Raw genomic sequence first — 17,957 nt, 5'->3', positions numbered from 1 at the left:
ATTTATTTAGGTATTTTCACTACTATTTTTACAGGAGGCTCTTTGGATGTTTCTAAGCCTTGACTTTCTACTTTTTCTTTAATGGTAGACTCCATTTTTAAATGAGTCACTTTTGTTGCACTATCTATATACTCAGCTTTTAAAGCTCTAATTTGCTTATTTAAAGAAGCAATCTTAATTACCTTCTCGTCCGTTTTGTGTGCACATGTAATCATCACGATAGACATTCCTAAAATCACAAAAATTACTTTCCAGTTCTTAAAGGAGTCCGTTTTAATTAAAAAATCTCCTTTTAATACTCCAGAAAAAAACTCTCCAACTCCTATCATTAGTTTTTAAGTTTTGCAATTCTCAACTTTGCACTTCTTGCTCTATTATTGTTTTTTATTTCTTCTTTAGTTGGTACTATTAAGCCCCCTACTTTTGCCATAGGTACACTAAAGTTTCCATAAAAATCTTTTTCAGGCTCTCCTTCAAACATTCCTTTTTGTATAAATCGTTTGACCAATCTATCTTCTAAAGAGTGATAAGAAATAACACTTAACCTTCCATCTTCTGTTAAAATTTCTGGAATTTGCGTTAAAAATTCTTTTAAAACCTCTAACTCTTGATTCACCTCAATTCTTAATGCTTGAAAAATTTGAGCTAAAATTTTATGTTCTTTTGCTTTTGGTAAAAAGGCTGCTAACACCTCCTTTAAATCAAAACTTGTTTCTATTTTCTTTTCTTCACGAGCCGCCACAATTACTTTTGCCATAGCCCTACCATTTCTTAAGTCTCCATATTGAAACAAAATATTTGCAATATCATCTTGCGAATAATAATTAACAATATGTTGAGCACTTACTTCTGCTTTTTGATCCATACGCATATCTAATTGCGCATCAAAACGAGTAGAAAAACCTCTTTCTGCCTGATCAAACTGATGAGAAGAAACTCCAAAATCACCCAAAACACCATCCACTTTTTTAGCTCCATAGAATCTTAAAAAACGTTGAATGTATCTAAAATTTTGAGGGATTAAAGTAAAACGCTCATCCTCCAAAGCATTTTTATGCGCATCTGGGTCCTGGTCAAACGCAAACAACTTTCCGTTTTCTCCCAAACGAGATAAAATTTCTTTGGAATGTCCGCCTCCACCAAAAGTTACATCTACATATATTCCATCAGGCTTTATTTCTAAAGCATCTACACTTTCCTTTAACAACACTGGACTATGATAACTCATCTTCTTCTGTATTTAAACCACCCATTACTTGTTCTGCCAATTCAGCAAAATCATCCAACGCACCATTAATTGCATTTTCATACAATTCCTTATCCCATATTTCTATAATAGACACTGCCGACGACAACACTACTTCTTTCTGAATTTTAGAATAAGCCAACAAATCTTTTGGTAATAACAACCTACCCGAAGCATCTAATTCTACATTTTTTACTCCTGCAGTAAACAATCTTATAAAATCATTGTTCTTTTTTACAAAACGATTTAGTTTCCCCACTTGCCCCATTACCTTGTTCCATTCTTTCATTGGATACAACTCTAAACAAGGCTGAAACACAGAACGTTTTAACACAAAACCCTCATGCACAATACTTTCTAGCTGTTTTTTTAATCCAACAGCAAGCATAACACGACCCTTCGCATCAGTTTTACATTCGTATGTCCCTATTAATGATTCCACGTATTCAGTTCTATTTTTCAAAAATATAAAATATTTTACCACCTTTTACCACTTTCCCCCACATTGTTAATAAGTTTTCCCACAAAGCCCATAAATGCTTATATTTTAAATATCAACTAGTTAAGATCTTAAACCTCTATAAAACAGCTATATTTAACAATACATGGTTTTTTATCAAAAAAAGTTTACATTTGTGCCAAACCTAAGCCTAGAAAATTAAGCATGGAATATAACGTTAAAACAGAAGGAGAGTTTAAATACATTGAAGCCGGAGAAGGTAAAACAATTATTGTTTTACATGGCTTAATGGGAACCCTTGATGATTTTGCGGGTGTGGTAAAGCACTTTTCTAAAAACGGATATAAAGTACTGGTACCTGAGTTACCAATATATACGCTACCTATAATTAAAACCAACGTTAAAAACTTAGCTAAATTTGTAAAGAATTTTATGGAATATAAAAATGTTCCTCAAGCTACTTTGTTAGGTAATTCTTTAGGTGGACACGTTAGTTTATACATTACAAAAGCATTCCCAGAATTGGTTAACTCTTTAGTACTTACTGGAAGTTCTGGTTTGTATGAAAAAGCAATGGGTGATACATACCCTAAAAGAGGAGACTACGATTATATTAAAACAAAAACAGAAGCTGTTTTTTACGACCCTAAAACGGCAAGTAAAAAAATGGTAGACGATTTATTTAAAGTTGTAAACGATCGTAATTGCGCTATTAGAATTTTAGCTTTAGCCAAAAGTGCTATTAGACACAACATGGCTAAAGACTTGCCAGATATGAAAATTCCTACATGTTTAGTATGGGGAAAACAAGATGATGTTACTCCTCCTGATGTAGCTGATGAATTTAACAGACTAATGCCAAATTCTGAATTATTTTGGATTGATAAATGTGGACATGCTCCTATGATGGAACACCCAGATTTATTTAACGAAATAGTAAACGCTTGGTTTGACAAAAACAACATAAAGTAATGCAGATCAAATCTGCCGAGTTTATTGTAAGTAATTCTGAGGTTGCAAAGTGCCCTACAGAAAAACTTCCTGAATATGCATTTATTGGAAGATCTAACGTAGGTAAATCTTCTTTAATTAACATGCTTACAGGAAGAAACAAACTTGCCAAAACTTCGGGAACTCCTGGTAAAACACAATTAATTAATCATTTTAAGATTAATAAAAACTGGTTCTTGGTAGATTTACCTGGATACGGATACGCTCGTGTATCTAAATCTACTAAAAAAGAATTTCAAAGTTTTATTACAGATTACTTTAAGCAACGTAAAGAATTGGTTTGTACGTTTGTACTAATTGATTCTCGTCATACTCCACAAAAGATTGACGTTGATTTTATGGAGTTTTTAGCAGAAAACGAAATTCCTTTTGCCATTATATTCACCAAGACTGATAAGTTAAAACCTAAAGCAATTACGCAAAACATTACCAAATACAAAGAGGGAATGTTAAAAAGTAATTGGGCTTACTTTCCTACTTATTTCACATCATCGTCTAGTAATAAAAACGGAAAAGAGGAAATCTTAAATTTTATTGATTCTATCAATAAAGATTTTAATGCTGGAAATATATAACTAGCACTATTAGTTATGCATTCTACAAAACAAAATTTACAGGTTTTATTTGAAGACAATCACATTATAGTGATTAACAAACGCTCTGGCGATATTACACAAGGTGATAAAACAGGCGATAAACCTTTAAGTGATGTTGTTAAAGAATATATAAAAGACAAAGAAAACAAACCTGGTAATGTTTATTTAGGTGTGGTACACCGATTAGATAGACCTACTTCTGGAATTGTAATTTTTGCAAAAACCTCTAAAGCTTTAGAAAGATTAAACAAAGCGTTACGTGATAAAAAAATTCACAAAACCTATTGGGCTGTTGTAAACAAAATTGATATTCTTGCAAAACAAACCTTATCTCATCATTTGGTTAAAAACCCTAAGAATAACAAATCCATTATTTGCAAAGCTACTACACAAGGAGCTAAACACGCTATACTTCACTACCATATAGTAAAGAAATTGGATAATTTTCAGTTGTTAGAAATTGAATTAGAAACAGGGAGACACCACCAAATTAGAGTACAACTTTCTTCTTTAGGATGCACTATTAAAGGAGATTTAAAATATGGTGCTAAGCGAAGTAACAAAGACGGAAGCATTCACTTACACGCTCGTAGAATAGAATTTATACATCCGGTAAAAAAAGAACTGGTAACAATAATTGCTCCGGTTCCTGATGATGCTATTTGGAAAGCTTGTGAAGCTTAAACCTTAAGGAATTCTCATCATATTATTTTGAGCTCGCTGCATCTGCTGTTGCATTATCTGATTTTGATAATTTTGTTGTTCTTGAAATAAATTTTGATGAAACTGATTTACAAACCAAGAATCAAGCTCTCTTTTCTTTTTCTTCTTTTTTTCTTTCCTCTTCTTTTTGGAATAAACTGTCAAATCCTTTGATACTTCCACTCCAGGAATTTTCAATTCAAGTGTTTTACCAACAGTATCTTTTAATTTAAAAAAAGCACTACTCTTTAAAACCACAGAATCTTTTAGCACTTTTTTTTGACCTATTTCACTCTTTAATTTTACAGATGTCCGTTTCTGGTTTTTAAAACTTTGCGAAAAACCAAAAAAACTATTAAACAAGACAACAACTATAAACCACTTTTTCATTTTTATTTTTTTTCAAAAATAAAAAAGCCTGATATAAAATCAGGCTTTTCGTTATTATCTTATTCTAAAATATTAAGAACAATACTCATCATAAGCTCCAGACAAGTTAGCTGCAATAGCTTCTGCCGAATGCCCTTCAATGTGATGACGTTCTAACATGTGTACCAATTGTCCGTCCTTAAACAACGCTACCGCTGGTGAAGATGGAGGAAAAGGAATCATAAATTCACGAGCTTTTTGAACCGCTGGCCCATCAACTCCTGCAAACACAGTTCCTAAGCTTGTTGGTAATTTTGCATTTTGTAAAGAAGCAATTACTCCTGGTCTTGCAGTTCCTGCAGCACAACCACAAACAGAATTTACTACTACTAACGCAGTTCCTTCTTTTGCAATAAATGATTCAACATCTGCTGGAGATTTTAAAGCCTCTACTCCTGCTTGTACTAATTGAGCCTCCATTGGAGCCGTTAATTCTTGTGGATACATATGTATATACTTTTTTAAATTCAATAAATAATTGATTCAATTCTTTTGAATCGTTATGCAAATTTAGACAATAAATATTCCAAAACCTTACAAGGTGACATTTAAACAGTTATTCATAATTCATCTTTAAAACAACTTGTAAAACTCTGACAATACTTCCGATTCTAATTAAGGCAAGATTCTTGTTTTAACACTTACTTTAAAATAAAAACAAATATGAAAAAATTTGCAAGTTGGATTGGTGCCGGAATTGGATGGGCTGCTGGAGGACCTATTGGTGCTGCTTTGGGTTATTTAATAGGATCTGTAATTAAAGGAGCCGCTACAGATTATTCTGAATTTCAAACCGACAACAACTACACTAACAAAACAACTCAAGCGGGTGACTTTGAAATTAGTTTGCTATTCCTGGCCGCAGTAGTCATTAAAGCCGACGGAAAAATTCTTCAAAAAGAATTGGACTACGTTCGCAACTATTTTGTACAGATGTACGGAAAAGATAGAGCTAACAATGCCTTTAAATTATTTAAAGGAATTATTAACGACACCACACTGTCTGCTCAAGAAGTATGCGTACAAATTAGAAGTCATATGGCTCCAGAGTCTAGAGCTCAATTAGTACACTTCTTATTTGCCATTGCAAAATCTGACGGACATGTAGCAGATGTAGAAATAAACACCATAAGATCCATCGCTACTTATTTAGATATTAACCAGGCTAGTTTTGATTCTATAAAGGCAATGTTTTATGATGATACAGAATCTGCTTACCAGATTTTAGAAATTAATAAAACCGCTACAGATGATGAGCTTAAAAAAGCATACAGAAGATTGGTAAAACAACATCACCCTGATAAATTAAGTCATTTAGGTGAAGAGCACTTGAAAGGAGCACAAGAAAAATTCCAGAAAATTCAAGAAGCTTACGATATTATTAAAAAGGAAAGAGGGTTGTAAAATAAAAAAAGGAGAAAATCTTAATTACGATTTTCTCCTTTTTTTTGCGATATCTCTAACTTTTAGGAATTGTATGAACTTGCCATTTTTTGCATAAACGCTAAACTCTCCACTGCTAATTCTTCTGCTTGGTAAGGAGATTTTTGCCATAGAGACACCGCTTGTTGCATACCTGTAATAGAAGACGAAAAATTTTCTAAAACCAAATTCCCCTCAAAATTTATAACCTGTAAAGCAGCAAACAACTCAACCCAATTTACAGTTCCTTCTCCCAACATACCTCTATGACTTTCAGTAATATGAATATGTTTTAATTGAGTTCCCGCCTTTAGAATAGGAGTTTTAAAATTAGCCTCCTCTATATTCATATGAAAAGTATCTAAATGTAATTTAAGATTGCTAGCTCCTGTTTTATCAATTAGCTCTAAAGCATTCTCAGCAGTATTACACACATAACTCTCATACCTATTAATAGGCTCTATTGCCATCGTTATTCCAAGTTTTTGAGCATAACTTGCCGCTTCTCCCAATACATTCACTACAATTTCTTTTTCTTGGTTTGTGATCGGGTTTCCACTAAAACATCCAATTCCCGAATGCAAAACTCCTGCTAAAAAATCAGTATCTAACTCAGCCGTTTTATCTAAAGCCTCTTTTATTCTAGACAATCCTTTTTTTGGGATGTAATGGCAAATGCATTTCTTTATTTAGATTTAAAGAACAAACAAGCTGTAGATTGTGTTTTTTTAAATGTTTTTTTACAGCTACAGCATCAACATTCATGGTATGTGGTAACAAAATCTCTATCAAATCAAAACCTGCTTCTGCCGTTTTTTCAATTGCATAAAGTCCCGCTTCATTTGTCCATAAAGGTTTTATCCACGATAATAAAGAAGCTCCATATTTTACATTCATCATTCTAAATTTTAGATTATTTACTCATCTAACCTTGTACCAAAATAAGTTCTTTTCAGTAATATTTTTTCAAACCTTTGTTAAAAATTCAAGATCATCACCTACATCCTAAAATTAAGTTCAATACGCACTTATTATTATCCTCTAAAAACCTCAAATACAAGCAAAAATACCTATTGTGATTCATCAATTAAAAGCGTATTTTCGCAAACCTAAATGAATACCCAATAAAATGAGTGCAAATTTTAAAGAACACAAAGGATTAAGTTTAACAAACATTGCTAAAGAAACCTTAGCGTTTTGGCAAGAAAACAACATCTTTCAGAAAAGTATTGATGCTAGAGATGGTAAAGAACCGTATGTGTTTTTTGAAGGACCTCCTTCGGCCAACGGATTGCCAGGAATTCACCACGTTTTAGGGAGAACCATTAAAGATGTTTATCCTCGTTTTAAAACCATGAAAGGATTTAAAGTGCAGCGTAAAGCAGGATGGGATACACACGGTTTACCCGTAGAATTAGGTGTTGAAAAAGAATTGGGTATTACCAAAGAAGATATTGGTACAAAAATTACCATTGAAGAATACAATATTGCTTGTAAAAAAGCAGTAATGAAATATACAGATATCTGGAACAACTTAACGGAACGTATTGGTTACTGGGTAGATATGGAAGATCCGTATGTAACCTACAAACCCAAATACATGGAAACTGTTTGGTGGTTGTTGGGTCAGATTTACAAAAAAGATTTAATCTACAAAGGATATACCATTCAGCCTTATTCACCTAAAGCTGGAACAGGGTTAAGTTCTCACGAAATTAATCAACCTGGAGCGTATCAAGATGTGACCGACACTACTATTGTTGCTCAGTTTAAAGCTGTTAAAGAAACATTGCCTACAAGTTTACAAAACTTAGCTGAAGTACATTTATTAGCATGGACAACCACTCCTTGGACCTTACCAAGTAACACCGCATTAACTGTAGGTCCAAAAATTGAATACGTATTGGTATCCTCTTACAATCAATATACGTTTGAACCTATCCATGTAATTTTAGCTAAAAACTTAGTTGGAAAACAATTTGGTAAAAAGTTTACTGCTGTAACTACTCAAGAGGAAATCCAAGCTTACCAACAAGGTGATAAAAAAATTCCTTTCTTAGTTGGAGAAACTTTCATAGGTAAAGATTTAGAAGGAATTAAATACGAGCAATTATTACCATGGGCATTGCCTTTTGAAAATGCAGAAAATGCATTTAGAGTTATTACTGGTGATTTTGTAACTACAGAAGATGGGACAGGTATTGTACACACCGCTCCTACTTTTGGTGCAGATGATGCTTTTGTAGCCAAAAATGCAACACCAGAAGTACCACCAATGTTGGTATTAGATGACAATGAAAATCCAGTTCCTTTGGTAGATTTACAAGGAAAATTCACCAAACACGTAGGTCCTCATGCAGGAAAATATGTAAAGAACGAATATTATAACGATGGTGAAGCTCCAGAAAGATCTATTGATGTAGAAATTGCCATTCAGTTAAAAGAAGAAAACAAAGCGTTTAATGTAGAAAAATACAAGCACAGTTATCCACATTGTTGGAGAACCGATAAACCTATTTTGTATTACCCATTAGACTCTTGGTTTATAAAAGTTACGGAGGTTAAAGACCGTATGCACGAACTAAACGAAACCATTAACTGGAAACCCGAATCTACCGGAACAGGTCGTTTTGGAAACTGGTTAAAAAATGCGAACGATTGGAATTTATCTCGTTCTCGTTACTGGGGAATTCCATTACCTATTTGGAGAACCGAAGATGGTACAGAAGAAATTTTAATTAGTTCTGTAGCAGAATTAAAAGTTGAAATTGAAAAAGCAAGAGCTGCTGGAATTGAAAACCCTGCTAGTTTTGATGCTTTTGAAGTTGGAAACATGTCTGAAGAAAACTATGACAACATCGATTTACATAAAAATGTAGTAGATGCTATTACGTTAGTTTCTCCTAAAGGACAACCTATGAAACGTGAAGCAGACCTTATTGATGTTTGGTTTGATTCTGGTGCTATGCCCTATGCTCAACAACATTATCCTTTTGAAAACAAGGAATTAATTGACAATAGAGAATTCTATCCTGCTGATTTTATTGCAGAAGGAGTAGATCAAACTCGTGGATGGTTCTATACTTTACACGCGATTAGTACCATGGTTTTTGACAATGTTGCTTATAAAAATGTAGTCTCTAACGGATTGGTTTTAGACAAACACGGTAAAAAAATGTCTAAACGTTTAGGAAACGGAATAGACCCATTTACAACTATGGATCAATATGGACCCGATGCTACGCGTTGGTACATGATTTCTAACGCAAACCCTTGGGACAACCTTAAGTTTGATTTAGATGGAATTGATGAAGTAAGACGTAAGTTCTTTGGAACTTTATACAACACGTACTCTTTCTTTACTTTATATGCCAATATTGATGGATTTAAATATGCAGAAGCAGATATTAAATTTGAAGATAGACCAGAAATTGATCGTTGGATTTTATCTGAATTAAATACATTGATAGAGAAAGTTGACAAATTTTACAATGAATACGAAGCAACCAAAGCAACTCGTGAAATTCAGAATTTTGTTACCGAAAATTTATCAAACTGGTTTGTACGTTTAAGTAGAAGACGTTTTTGGAAAGGAGATTATGGAACTGATAAAATATCAGCTTACCAAACCCTATACACTTGTATGTTAACTGTAGCTAAATTAGGAGCTCCTGTTGCACCGTTTTTTATGGACAACCTTTACAAAGATTTAACAACAGCTACACAAACTGAAAACTTTGAATCTGTACATTTGGCCGAGTTTCCAAAGGCAGATAAAACAGCTATTGACAGTGACTTAGAGCGTAAAATGCAAAAAGCACAACAAATATCATCTATGGTATTGTCTTTACGTAAAAAGGAAATGATTAAAGTACGTCAACCGTTACAAAAAATTATGATTCCTGTATTAGACGATCAACAAAGAGAAGATATTGAAGCTGTTAAAAGTTTAATCTTATCTGAGGTAAATATTAAAGAAATTGAATTGTTAGACGATGCTTCTGGGGTATTGATTAAGAATATCAAACCTAATTTTAAAGTTTTAGGACCTCGTTTTGGAAAAAACATGAGATTCGTAGGTGCTGAAATTCAAAAATTTACGCAAGAAGACATCGCTAAATTAGAGCGTGAAGGTAAAATTTCTGTTAAAATTGAAGAAAATTTAGTAGATTTAACACTAGATGAAGTAGAGATTAGCTCACAAGATATTGAGGGTTGGTTGGTTGTAAACCAAGGAGGTTTAACCGTTGCTTTAGATGTTACTATTTCTGATGAATTAAGAAACGAAGGAGTAGCAAGAGAATTGGTAAACAGAGTACAAAACTTACGTAAAGATTCTGGTTTAGAAGTTACTGATAAAATTAAATTATCTATTCTTGATAACGAAGTTTTAAACAATGCAGTAAACACCAATCAAGAATACATTAAAAGTGAAACATTAACAAACGAGTTAGAATTTGTAGCTGAACTTAATGATGGTTTAGAAATTGAATTTGACGATATTAAAAGTAAAATATTTATACATAAAATCTAAGTGTTATGGCAACAGATGAAAAAGTAGTATACAGCGATGCTGATCTAGCAGAATTTAAAGAAATTATTTTAAAGAAAATTGAGAAGGCTAAAGTAGATTTAGAAATTCTACAAAGCTCATATAAGAACGGAAGTTCTAACAATACAGACGATACTTCTCCTCAGTTTAAAGCTTTTGAAGAAGGTTCTGAAACCATGTCTAAAGAAGCGAATGTACAGTTGGCAATTCGTCAAGAGAAATTCATCCGTGATTTAAAAAATGCTTTGTTACGTATAGAAAACAAAACTTACGGAATTTGCCGTGCAACAGGAAAATTAATCCAAAAACAACGTTTAAGATTGGTTCCTCATGCAACTTTAAGTATTGACGCAAAAAACGCAGAAAGAAAATAACAAAAGGACGCTATCCTTTTAATTGCCATATAATAAAAGTTTGCAATACCCATTGCAAACTTTTTTTTTAAAACATCCTATGAACGCAAAAAAATCCATTTTATTAATTGTACTTGTGCTGTTAATAGATCAGATTAGTAAAATATACATTAAGACCAACTTCCAATTAGGAGAAGAAATTTATGTTTTTGATTGGTTTAGAATTCATTTTATAGAGAACAATGGTGCTGCTTGGGGAACAGAACTAGGTGGTAAAACAGGAAAGTTAATTCTAACCTTATTCCGTTTGTGTGCCATTGTTGGTATTGGAATTTGGTTGCGTAATTGCATTAGAGACAAAAGTCATCATCTTTTAATTATTGCAGTTTCATTAATTTTTTGTGGAGCGCTAGGAAACATTATAGACTCTGTATTCTACGGAATTATTTTTAACGACTCTTATGGTCAAGTAGCTACTTTTACTAGCTCAGAAGCCTATGGAACTATATTCCACGGTAAAGTGGTAGACATGTTATACTTTCCTATTTGGCAAGGAATTTTACCTGAATGGATTCCTGTAATGGGAGGAAAATTCTTTACTTTTTTTAATGCCATTTTTAACATTGCCGATTCTGCAATATCTATTGGAGTGATGATTTTATTGTTCTTTAGTAAAACCATTTTTCCTAAGGACGAATCTAAAAATAAAGAATAGTTTATCTATACATATTGACACAAGAATACTATTATATAAGTACAAAAAAGGGCAAACGATTCGTTTGCCCTTTTTTACATTCTATTTTTAAACATTTACTTAGCTTTATTTAGCCAAACTCCCATGTTTACTTCAGCATCAATAATTGATTTTAAGTCTGAAATAGCCACACGTTTTTGCTCCATCGTATCTCTATGACGAATGGTTACCATATGATCGTCTTTAGTTTCGTAATCTACTGCTATACAAAACGGTGTTCCGTTTGCATCTTGACGACGGTAACGACGACCAATAGCATCTTTTTCATCGTAAGCAATATTAAAGTCGAACTTTAAGGCATCAAAAATTTCTTTTGCAATTTCTGGCAATCCGTCTTTTTTAACCAATGGTAAAATAGCTGCTTTAAATGGAGCTACTACTGATGGTAATTTTAATACGGTTCTAGAACTTCCATCTTCCAACTCTTCTTCTTGCAAAGAATTAGAGAAAACGGCTAAGAATAATCTATCTAAACCAACAGAAGTTTCTACCACATAAGGTGTATAGTTTTCGTTGATTTCATTATCAAAATATTGAATTTTTTTACCAGAAAATTCTTGATGTGCTTTTAAATCGAAATCTGTACGAGAGTGAATTCCTTCTAATTCTTTGAATCCAAAAGGGAATTTAAATTCGATATCCGCAGCAGCATCCGCATAATGAGCTAATTTATCATGATCGTGGAAACGGTAATTATCCATTCCTAAACCTAAAGATAAATGCCATTTTAAACGAGATTCTTTCCAGGTTTCGTACCATTCTTTTTGCGTACCAGGACGCACAAAAAATTGCATTTCCATTTGTTCAAATTCACGTTGACGGAAAATAAACTGACGAGCCACAATCTCATTACGGAAGGCTTTACCTGTTTGTGCAATTCCAAAAGGAATTTTCATTCTTCCTGTTTTTTGAACATTCAAAAAGTTCACAAAAATACCTTGTGCTGTTTCTGGACGTAAGTACAAATCAGTAGCATGCTCTGCAGAAGCTCCTAATTTGGTTCCAAACATTAAATTAAACTGCTTTACATCTGTCCACTCTTTAGATCCAGACAAAGGACAAGCAATTCCCAATTCTTCTATTAAAGCTTTTACATCTGCTAAATCTTCATTTTCTAAAGATTTACCCATTCTTGCTAAAATAGCCGCTCCTTTTGCTTTGTACTCTAAAACTCTAGGATTGGTTCCTAAAAACTGAGCTTTATCAAAAGAATCTCCAAAACGTTTTGCCGCTTTTTTAACTTCTTTTTCAATTTTATCATCATACTTAGCTACGTAATCTTCTATTAAAACGTCGGCTCTGTATCTTTTCTTTGAATCTTTGTTGTCAATTAATGGATCGTTAAAAGCATCTACGTGCCCTGATGCTTTCCATGTAGTTGGATGCATAAATATTGCAGCATCTAATCCTACAATATTATCGTGCATTTGTACCATGGCTTTCCACCAATATTCACGTAAGTTTTTCTTTAACTCTACTCCGTTTTGTGCGTAATCGTAAACTGCACTTAACCCATCATATATTTCACTAGACTGGAATACGTATCCGTATTCTTTTGCGTGAGATATAACCTTCTTAAATTGATCTTCTTGTTTTGCCATTGCGCAAAAATATAAAAGCTTTTTGTATTATAATTATTCTGTTCTAAAAACTACTTGTTTTATTTAAAAAACACCTAAAAAACTACTTTTTAAGACAAAAGATTCTTTAGACAACAACGCATCGTTGCTATAAAACTCTAAAGTATAGGTTCCTTTGCTTAACGGTACATCTTTTAAAGAAATCACATCGCTTATAGGCATTGTTTCTCCATTTAAAATTAAACGAGTTCCATCTGTAAATTTTTTAAGGACATCTTTGTATAAAAACTCTCCGTTAGATTTTACAATTAATCCATCTGAATTTTTTAAGATGTAAAAAACATCGCACTCTGCATTTGTTAATGCTTTGTTATTTAAAATGTTATAATTTACTTGGATTCCATTGGCATCTTTATAGCGATTGGTTGTTTTAAACTCTCCAGATTTTTTTTCTTCAACTGCAAAAACTTCTACATTAGAAATCTGGATTTTTGTAGCCTCAGATAATTTTAAAGCCAACTCCTTACTCTGTAACTTTTCTGCATTTAGTTCCGATTTAGTAACGGCAATAGTTACCATTAAACTATCATTTAACGTTTTAATAGAGTCTAAACTTTTAAACAACAATTGGTTATTTATTTTAACTCCCTCTAGTGCCGCTCTTAATGTTTGCAAAGCTTTAAAGCTATTTTCTTCTGAAGATGTTAATCTACTTTTTAAAGCAGTTACTTCCTTTTTTGATTTTTCTAACTGAGTTCTAATTACTTTTAACTTATCATTAGCTTGATTAAAATCTTTTGTAATTGCTATGTTTTGCTGTTGATTTGCTGTTAAATCTTGAATAGCCAAGTCTAAATCTTTTTCTAAAGCTACTTTTTCGTTTAAGATATCTTGTTTATAAAGATTATTTTCTTTGTTAAGTTTTGATAGATAAAACACTACTCCCAACAAGATTAATACTAGGATAGCAATGATTATTTCTTTGATATTTTTCATAGTGTGATTTATTTTTAAGCGTTCACATAAGTAATCTAAAAATATTGTTTATTTTTAAAACAAAAGCTATGAATCTCCTGAAAGATTTAAGAGATTTATTTGTTCCTAATAGATGTTTGCATTGTAAAACAATTATTCATAAACATCAAAATTTTCTGTGCCTGTCTTGTAGTTTGCAATTAAGTCATACCAATTTTACAGACTACAACAACAATCCACTAGAAAAACTGTTTTGGGGACGAGTAGAAATTCATCAAGCATGTTCTTTGTATTTTTACTACAAAGGCAGTCCCATTCAAACCTTATTAAAAGAACTAAAGTACAATGGTCTGCAACATTTTGGTACAGAAGCTGCTAATACGCTTATTCATGAATTAAAAGAAACTTCTAGATTTTCTGCAATTGACATGGTAGTTCCTGTTCCTTTACATCCTAAAAAGGAAAAGAAAAGAGGCTACAATCAGGTAGAAACCTTTGGAAAAACAATAGCTACACATTTAAAGGCTCCGTATATTAGAGATGCGCTTATAAAAACAGCAAACAATAAATCTCAGACCAAACAAACCAAAGAAGAAAGACACAATAGTGTGAAAAACATGTTTAAAGTAAATTTAAAACACAACTTAAACAACAAACATATTTTAATTGTAGATGATGTTTTAACTACTGGAGCCACCTTATTGGCTTGCATCAATACACTTAAAAACACATACAATGTTAACATATCTATAATTACCATTGCTTGTGTAGTTTAATAGGCTAAAAAATAGTTTCTTTGTAAAATAAATTATGAGAAAACTACTAGTATTTATTTTTGTAATCTTAGCACTAAAAATATCGAGTTGTGCAAGAATGGGAAGTCCAGATGGAGGACCTAAGGACAGTATTCCTCCCGTGATGGCTGTTGCCAAACCTATGAATAAAACCACCTCTTTTAAAGAACAAAAGATTGTGATTTTATTTGATGAATACATCAAATTTGAAAAATTAAACTCTCAATTAATTATTTCTCCTCCCATGGAGAAAAAGCCTATTATTAAACCTCAATCTGGAGTTTCTAAGAAAATAAGTATTGAATTTTTAGATAGTCTAACTCCTAACACAACTTACACTATTAATTTTGGGAACAGTATTGTAGATAATAATGAAGGAAACGAGTTGGGTAGATTTTCTTATGTATTTAGTACAGGGCCAGAATTAGATTCTTTAAGTATTTCTGGGAAAATTATAGACCCACTTGCCAAAGAAGAAGTAGAAGGTATTAGCATTATGGCTTATAAAAATGCAAATGATACACTGGTAGGAAATTACACACCTAACTACCTAACAAATACATTAAAAACCAATATTTTTCAATTAGAAAACTTATCCGAAGCTAACTATAAAGTAATTGCTTTAGAAGATAAAAACAATAATTATAAATACGACAAAGGTTTAGAAAGAATTGGTTTCATCAATCAATCTATTGATTTAAACCAACCCGTAGACTCTATAGATTTTGTTTTATTTAAAGAACCTAAGGACAATAAAATTTACAGACCCAAACAAACTAAAGGAAACCAACTTATTATTGGTTATCAAGGAAAAGATATTCCGACCTTAAAAATTAAGGGAACTGCAGAAAACAATTATTTTGTAAGTAGAGAAATAGAAAAAGATTCTTTATATGTTTGGTTTAAAGAATTAGTAGCCGATAGTTTATACATAAACGTACTTCAAGATACTTTATCAGAAAAATTTACTTATAAACTACGAGAATTAGAAAAAGACACACTAGTTTTAAACAGTAATATTAAAAGTATTTTACACCCTAGTGACTCTTTAATATTAACAACCAACACACCTGTTTATTTTGTAAATAATGACAGCATTCAGTTGTTTGAGAGTGACTCTATTCCAATTACATACAACGTAATTTCTAAAAACAAAAATCATAAACTTATTATTGATTTTGAAAGAGAAACCAACAAAAGCTATTCGTTAATTTTAAAAGACCATGCTTTTGCAGATTTTTTTGACAGCACTAGTCACTACAAAAAAATTAATTTCACCACTTTAGATATTGAAGAATATGGAGATATTATCCTAGATATCAAGAATCCTAAAGAAATTAATTTAATTATTGAACTATTTGATTCAAAAACAAACTTTAAGTCTACCCAAATAATAAATAAATCTGACAAAGTATATTTTACCAAGCTAGTTCCCAAAGAATATAATATCAGAATCATTAAAGACATGAATAGCAACAACAAGTTTGACAAAGGGAATTATAGAACAAAAACACAGCCCGAAACTGTTTTTAACTTCCCGAAAACGATTACTTTAAGAGCGAATTCAGAAATCAATGAAAATATATCAATAGACTAACATAGCTCAGTATTTTTTTATACTTTTGGCTACATAACCCTAATAAATACACTAGAGTTGAAAAATTTTTACCTACTAATAATTATGCTATTCTTTTCGTATGCAAATGTTAATGCGCAATGGAGTAGAGGGAGAAGAAGAATAGTTCTATATCAGCATGAAATCGGGGGAAACATTGGTGTTTCTAACTTTCAATCTGACTTTAAAGCAAACGGACCTATAGACGGATTAGTTACCATAAACGGACTTAGTATAAATGCAACTCATTCAGTTCACCTATTACCAAGAAGATATGATGCTAGTATATTTGTAAAAAGATTAATTTTAAAATCTAATTTTGGATATTCTTACGGTTCTTTTAACAATCATGGACTTGGAACAGGAAACGAACTTTTATACAAAAATGTAGATCCTAGTCAAGATACTCGAGATGGAAATGCAGATGGTAAAGATTATTCTAGAACACCAAATAATGTTTTATTAGCTAGATTAACATCTAAAACTTCTATCATCACCTTTGGTACACAACTAGAATTTTACTTTAAAGACATTACATCTTACTTACATAGATTTAATAAATACAGACAAAAAAGTAAAGCAAACCCATATATAGCATTAGGTTTTGGAGCTAATTATGTAAGCTCAACACCTAGCTATGATCAAGAAGCACTTAACAACAACGCAGGTAGCAACACGGCTGAGTCTGGGGGACTACCAGATAATTATACACCTGAAACAATTACGGGTATTAAGGGTCTTGTAATTTCTGCTACAGCAGCTATAGGTACTAGATATAAATTAAGTAGAAGTGTAGACCTAGTTACTGAAATGAAAATAAACTACTATTTATCTGACAGAATTGATGCTGTAAACCCTGATTTAAAAGACACAAACAGCTTTGGAAGTCAAGGTACAGATGCAGATAAATTTAATGACTACAACACTGTTATTAGTGTAGGAATTATTTATCATTTATTCTAAAAAAAAGCTAGTTATTAAACTAGCTTTCTTAATGCTAATAGCACTCCTAAATGAATTCCTTCGTGGAAATTATTAAAGTCTATTGCCTTTTCTATACTATCTAAAGTTACATTTACACTTGTTGTATACTCAGAATACGATGCAAATAGTTTGTTATTATAGTCTTTTTCTAACTGCACAGGTAATTGCACAAACAAGTCTTTAATTAAAGCCCACTCTTCTTGAGCAATTACATATCCATTAGGAGCTGTTCCTTTTTTATACCTCTCAATCATCTCTTCAGAAACAGCTACTTTTAGTCCCGAAAACTTGTAACACAATAATTGTTGAGTAACCACTAGGTGAGCTACATTCCATCCAATATTATTACTAAAACCTTCAGGTATTTTATTAATCTGTTCTAGAGAATAATCTCCAATTAATTTTAACATTAATGCCCTACCTTTTACTAAAACATCAACTTGATTTGTAATACTCATCTATTTGTTTTTTATACTTTTGATAA

At 32.0% G+C, this 17,957-nt stretch carries 20 protein-coding genes; 10 read left to right on the top strand and 10 right to left on the bottom strand.

What is annotated here, in order from left to right; genetic code table 11:
* Window positions 1–2 precede the first annotated feature (2 nt).
* The 3 genes from GGR97_RS01270 to mraZ are packed head-to-tail and all read right to left on the bottom strand — an operon-like array spanning window position 3 to window position 1,688.
* Window positions 3–329, bottom strand: a complete 327-nt coding sequence (locus tag GGR97_RS01270; protein WP_167896603.1) for an FtsL-like putative cell division protein — start codon at window positions 327–329, stop codon at window positions 3–5.
* Window positions 329–1,228, bottom strand: a complete 900-nt coding sequence (rsmH, locus tag GGR97_RS01265) for a 16S rRNA (cytosine(1402)-N(4))-methyltransferase RsmH (RefSeq protein ID WP_167896602.1) — start codon at window positions 1,226–1,228, stop codon at window positions 329–331. Before rsmH ends, GGR97_RS01270 begins: the two co-directional genes overlap by 1 nt.
* On the bottom strand, window positions 1,215–1,688 hold the full coding sequence (gene mraZ / locus GGR97_RS01260) for a division/cell wall cluster transcriptional repressor MraZ (RefSeq protein ID WP_167896601.1): 474 nt from the start codon (window positions 1,686–1,688) through the stop codon (window positions 1,215–1,217). Before mraZ ends, rsmH begins: the two co-directional genes overlap by 14 nt.
* A gap of 222 nt (window positions 1,689–1,910) precedes the next feature.
* Here mraZ and GGR97_RS01255 point away from each other — a divergent pair, with 222 nt between their 5' ends.
* From GGR97_RS01255 to GGR97_RS01245, 3 genes are read left to right on the top strand one after another with little or no spacing between them, the layout of a single operon-like run.
* Window positions 1,911–2,678, top strand: coding sequence for an alpha/beta fold hydrolase (locus GGR97_RS01255; protein WP_167896600.1), 768 nt, complete (start codon window positions 1,911–1,913; stop codon window positions 2,676–2,678).
* Entirely contained in the window at window positions 2,678–3,292 is a 615-nt protein-coding gene (gene yihA / locus GGR97_RS01250; RefSeq protein ID WP_167896599.1) for a ribosome biogenesis GTP-binding protein YihA/YsxC, read from the top strand. Before GGR97_RS01255 ends, yihA begins: the two co-directional genes overlap by 1 nt.
* Before the next feature lie 15 nt (window positions 3,293–3,307).
* Complete coding sequence (locus GGR97_RS01245; protein ID WP_167896598.1) at window positions 3,308–3,997, top strand: RluA family pseudouridine synthase; 690 nt, start codon at window positions 3,308–3,310, stop codon at window positions 3,995–3,997.
* 3 nt (window positions 3,998–4,000) lie between these two features.
* Here the strand turns inward: GGR97_RS01245 and GGR97_RS01240 are convergent, their stop codons facing one another.
* Together GGR97_RS01240 and GGR97_RS01235 are read right to left on the bottom strand one after the other, a co-directional pair.
* Window positions 4,001–4,405 (bottom strand): hypothetical protein, encoded by a 405-nt coding sequence (locus GGR97_RS01240; RefSeq protein WP_167896597.1) that lies wholly within the window; start codon window positions 4,403–4,405, stop codon window positions 4,001–4,003.
* A gap of 72 nt (window positions 4,406–4,477) precedes the next feature.
* Window positions 4,478–4,891 carry a BrxA/BrxB family bacilliredoxin gene (locus tag GGR97_RS01235; protein ID WP_167896596.1) on the bottom strand — a complete coding sequence of 138 codons (414 nt, stop codon included), beginning with the start codon at window positions 4,889–4,891 and terminating at the stop codon, window positions 4,478–4,480.
* 216 nt (window positions 4,892–5,107) lie between these two features.
* Between GGR97_RS01235 and GGR97_RS01230 the strand changes: the two genes are divergently transcribed.
* The gene (locus GGR97_RS01230) at window positions 5,108–5,848 is read left to right on the top strand and encodes a TerB family tellurite resistance protein (RefSeq protein WP_167896595.1); all 741 of its coding nucleotides are present in this window, start codon (window positions 5,108–5,110) and stop codon (window positions 5,846–5,848) included.
* A gap of 62 nt (window positions 5,849–5,910) precedes the next feature.
* Here the strand turns inward: GGR97_RS01230 and GGR97_RS01225 are convergent, their stop codons facing one another.
* Both GGR97_RS01225 and GGR97_RS15290 read right to left on the bottom strand, forming a co-directional pair.
* Complete coding sequence (locus GGR97_RS01225; protein ID WP_245229426.1) at window positions 5,911–6,516, bottom strand: sugar phosphate isomerase/epimerase family protein; 606 nt, start codon at window positions 6,514–6,516, stop codon at window positions 5,911–5,913.
* The gene (locus GGR97_RS15290; protein ID WP_245229425.1) at window positions 6,509–6,763 is read right to left on the bottom strand and encodes a hypothetical protein; all 255 of its coding nucleotides are present in this window, start codon (window positions 6,761–6,763) and stop codon (window positions 6,509–6,511) included. Before GGR97_RS15290 ends, GGR97_RS01225 begins: the two co-directional genes overlap by 8 nt.
* Before the next feature lie 232 nt (window positions 6,764–6,995).
* Between GGR97_RS15290 and ileS the strand changes: the two genes are divergently transcribed.
* The 3 genes from ileS (at window position 6,996) to GGR97_RS01210 (ending at window position 11,486) form a co-directional block, all read left to right on the top strand.
* A complete protein-coding gene (gene ileS, locus GGR97_RS01220; RefSeq protein WP_167896594.1) occupies window positions 6,996–10,400 on the top strand; it encodes an isoleucine--tRNA ligase in 3,405 nt (1,134 codons plus the stop codon).
* Between the two features lie 5 nt (window positions 10,401–10,405).
* Entirely contained in the window at window positions 10,406–10,792 is a 387-nt protein-coding gene (locus GGR97_RS01215; protein WP_167896593.1) for a TraR/DksA family transcriptional regulator, read from the top strand.
* Window positions 10,793–10,871: 79 nt separating this feature from the next.
* Entirely contained in the window at window positions 10,872–11,486 is a 615-nt protein-coding gene (locus tag GGR97_RS01210; RefSeq protein WP_167896592.1) for a lipoprotein signal peptidase, read from the top strand.
* Window positions 11,487–11,581: 95 nt separating this feature from the next.
* Here GGR97_RS01210 and GGR97_RS01205 read toward each other — a convergent pair whose 3' ends face one another.
* Both GGR97_RS01205 and GGR97_RS01200 read right to left on the bottom strand, forming a co-directional pair.
* Window positions 11,582–13,126 (bottom strand): glycine--tRNA ligase, encoded by a 1,545-nt coding sequence (locus GGR97_RS01205; RefSeq protein WP_167896591.1) that lies wholly within the window; start codon window positions 13,124–13,126, stop codon window positions 11,582–11,584.
* Window positions 13,127–13,189: 63 nt separating this feature from the next.
* Window positions 13,190–14,101 carry a hypothetical protein gene (locus GGR97_RS01200; protein WP_167896590.1) on the bottom strand — a complete coding sequence of 304 codons (912 nt, stop codon included), beginning with the start codon at window positions 14,099–14,101 and terminating at the stop codon, window positions 13,190–13,192.
* A gap of 68 nt (window positions 14,102–14,169) precedes the next feature.
* Here GGR97_RS01200 and GGR97_RS01195 point away from each other — a divergent pair, with 68 nt between their 5' ends.
* From GGR97_RS01195 to GGR97_RS01185, 3 genes are read left to right on the top strand one after another with little or no spacing between them, the layout of a single operon-like run.
* The gene (locus tag GGR97_RS01195) at window positions 14,170–14,856 is read left to right on the top strand and encodes a ComF family protein (protein WP_167896589.1); all 687 of its coding nucleotides are present in this window, start codon (window positions 14,170–14,172) and stop codon (window positions 14,854–14,856) included.
* A gap of 34 nt (window positions 14,857–14,890) precedes the next feature.
* Window positions 14,891–16,471, top strand: coding sequence for an Ig-like domain-containing protein (locus GGR97_RS01190; protein WP_167896588.1), 1,581 nt, complete (start codon window positions 14,891–14,893; stop codon window positions 16,469–16,471).
* 57 nt (window positions 16,472–16,528) lie between these two features.
* On the top strand, window positions 16,529–17,452 hold the full coding sequence (locus tag GGR97_RS01185; RefSeq protein WP_209272296.1) for a hypothetical protein: 924 nt from the start codon (window positions 16,529–16,531) through the stop codon (window positions 17,450–17,452).
* A gap of 14 nt (window positions 17,453–17,466) precedes the next feature.
* On the opposite strand, the gene GGR97_RS01180 is transcribed toward GGR97_RS01185, so the two are convergent.
* Entirely contained in the window at window positions 17,467–17,931 is a 465-nt protein-coding gene (locus GGR97_RS01180; protein ID WP_167896586.1) for a DinB family protein, read from the bottom strand.
* Window positions 17,932–17,957 lie beyond the last annotated feature (26 nt).

Source organism: Wenyingzhuangia aestuarii, from assembly GCF_011927765.1.
GTDB lineage: Bacteria > Bacteroidota > Bacteroidia > Flavobacteriales > Flavobacteriaceae > Wenyingzhuangia > Wenyingzhuangia aestuarii.
This window is presented reverse-complemented; position numbering and strand designations above follow the sequence as displayed.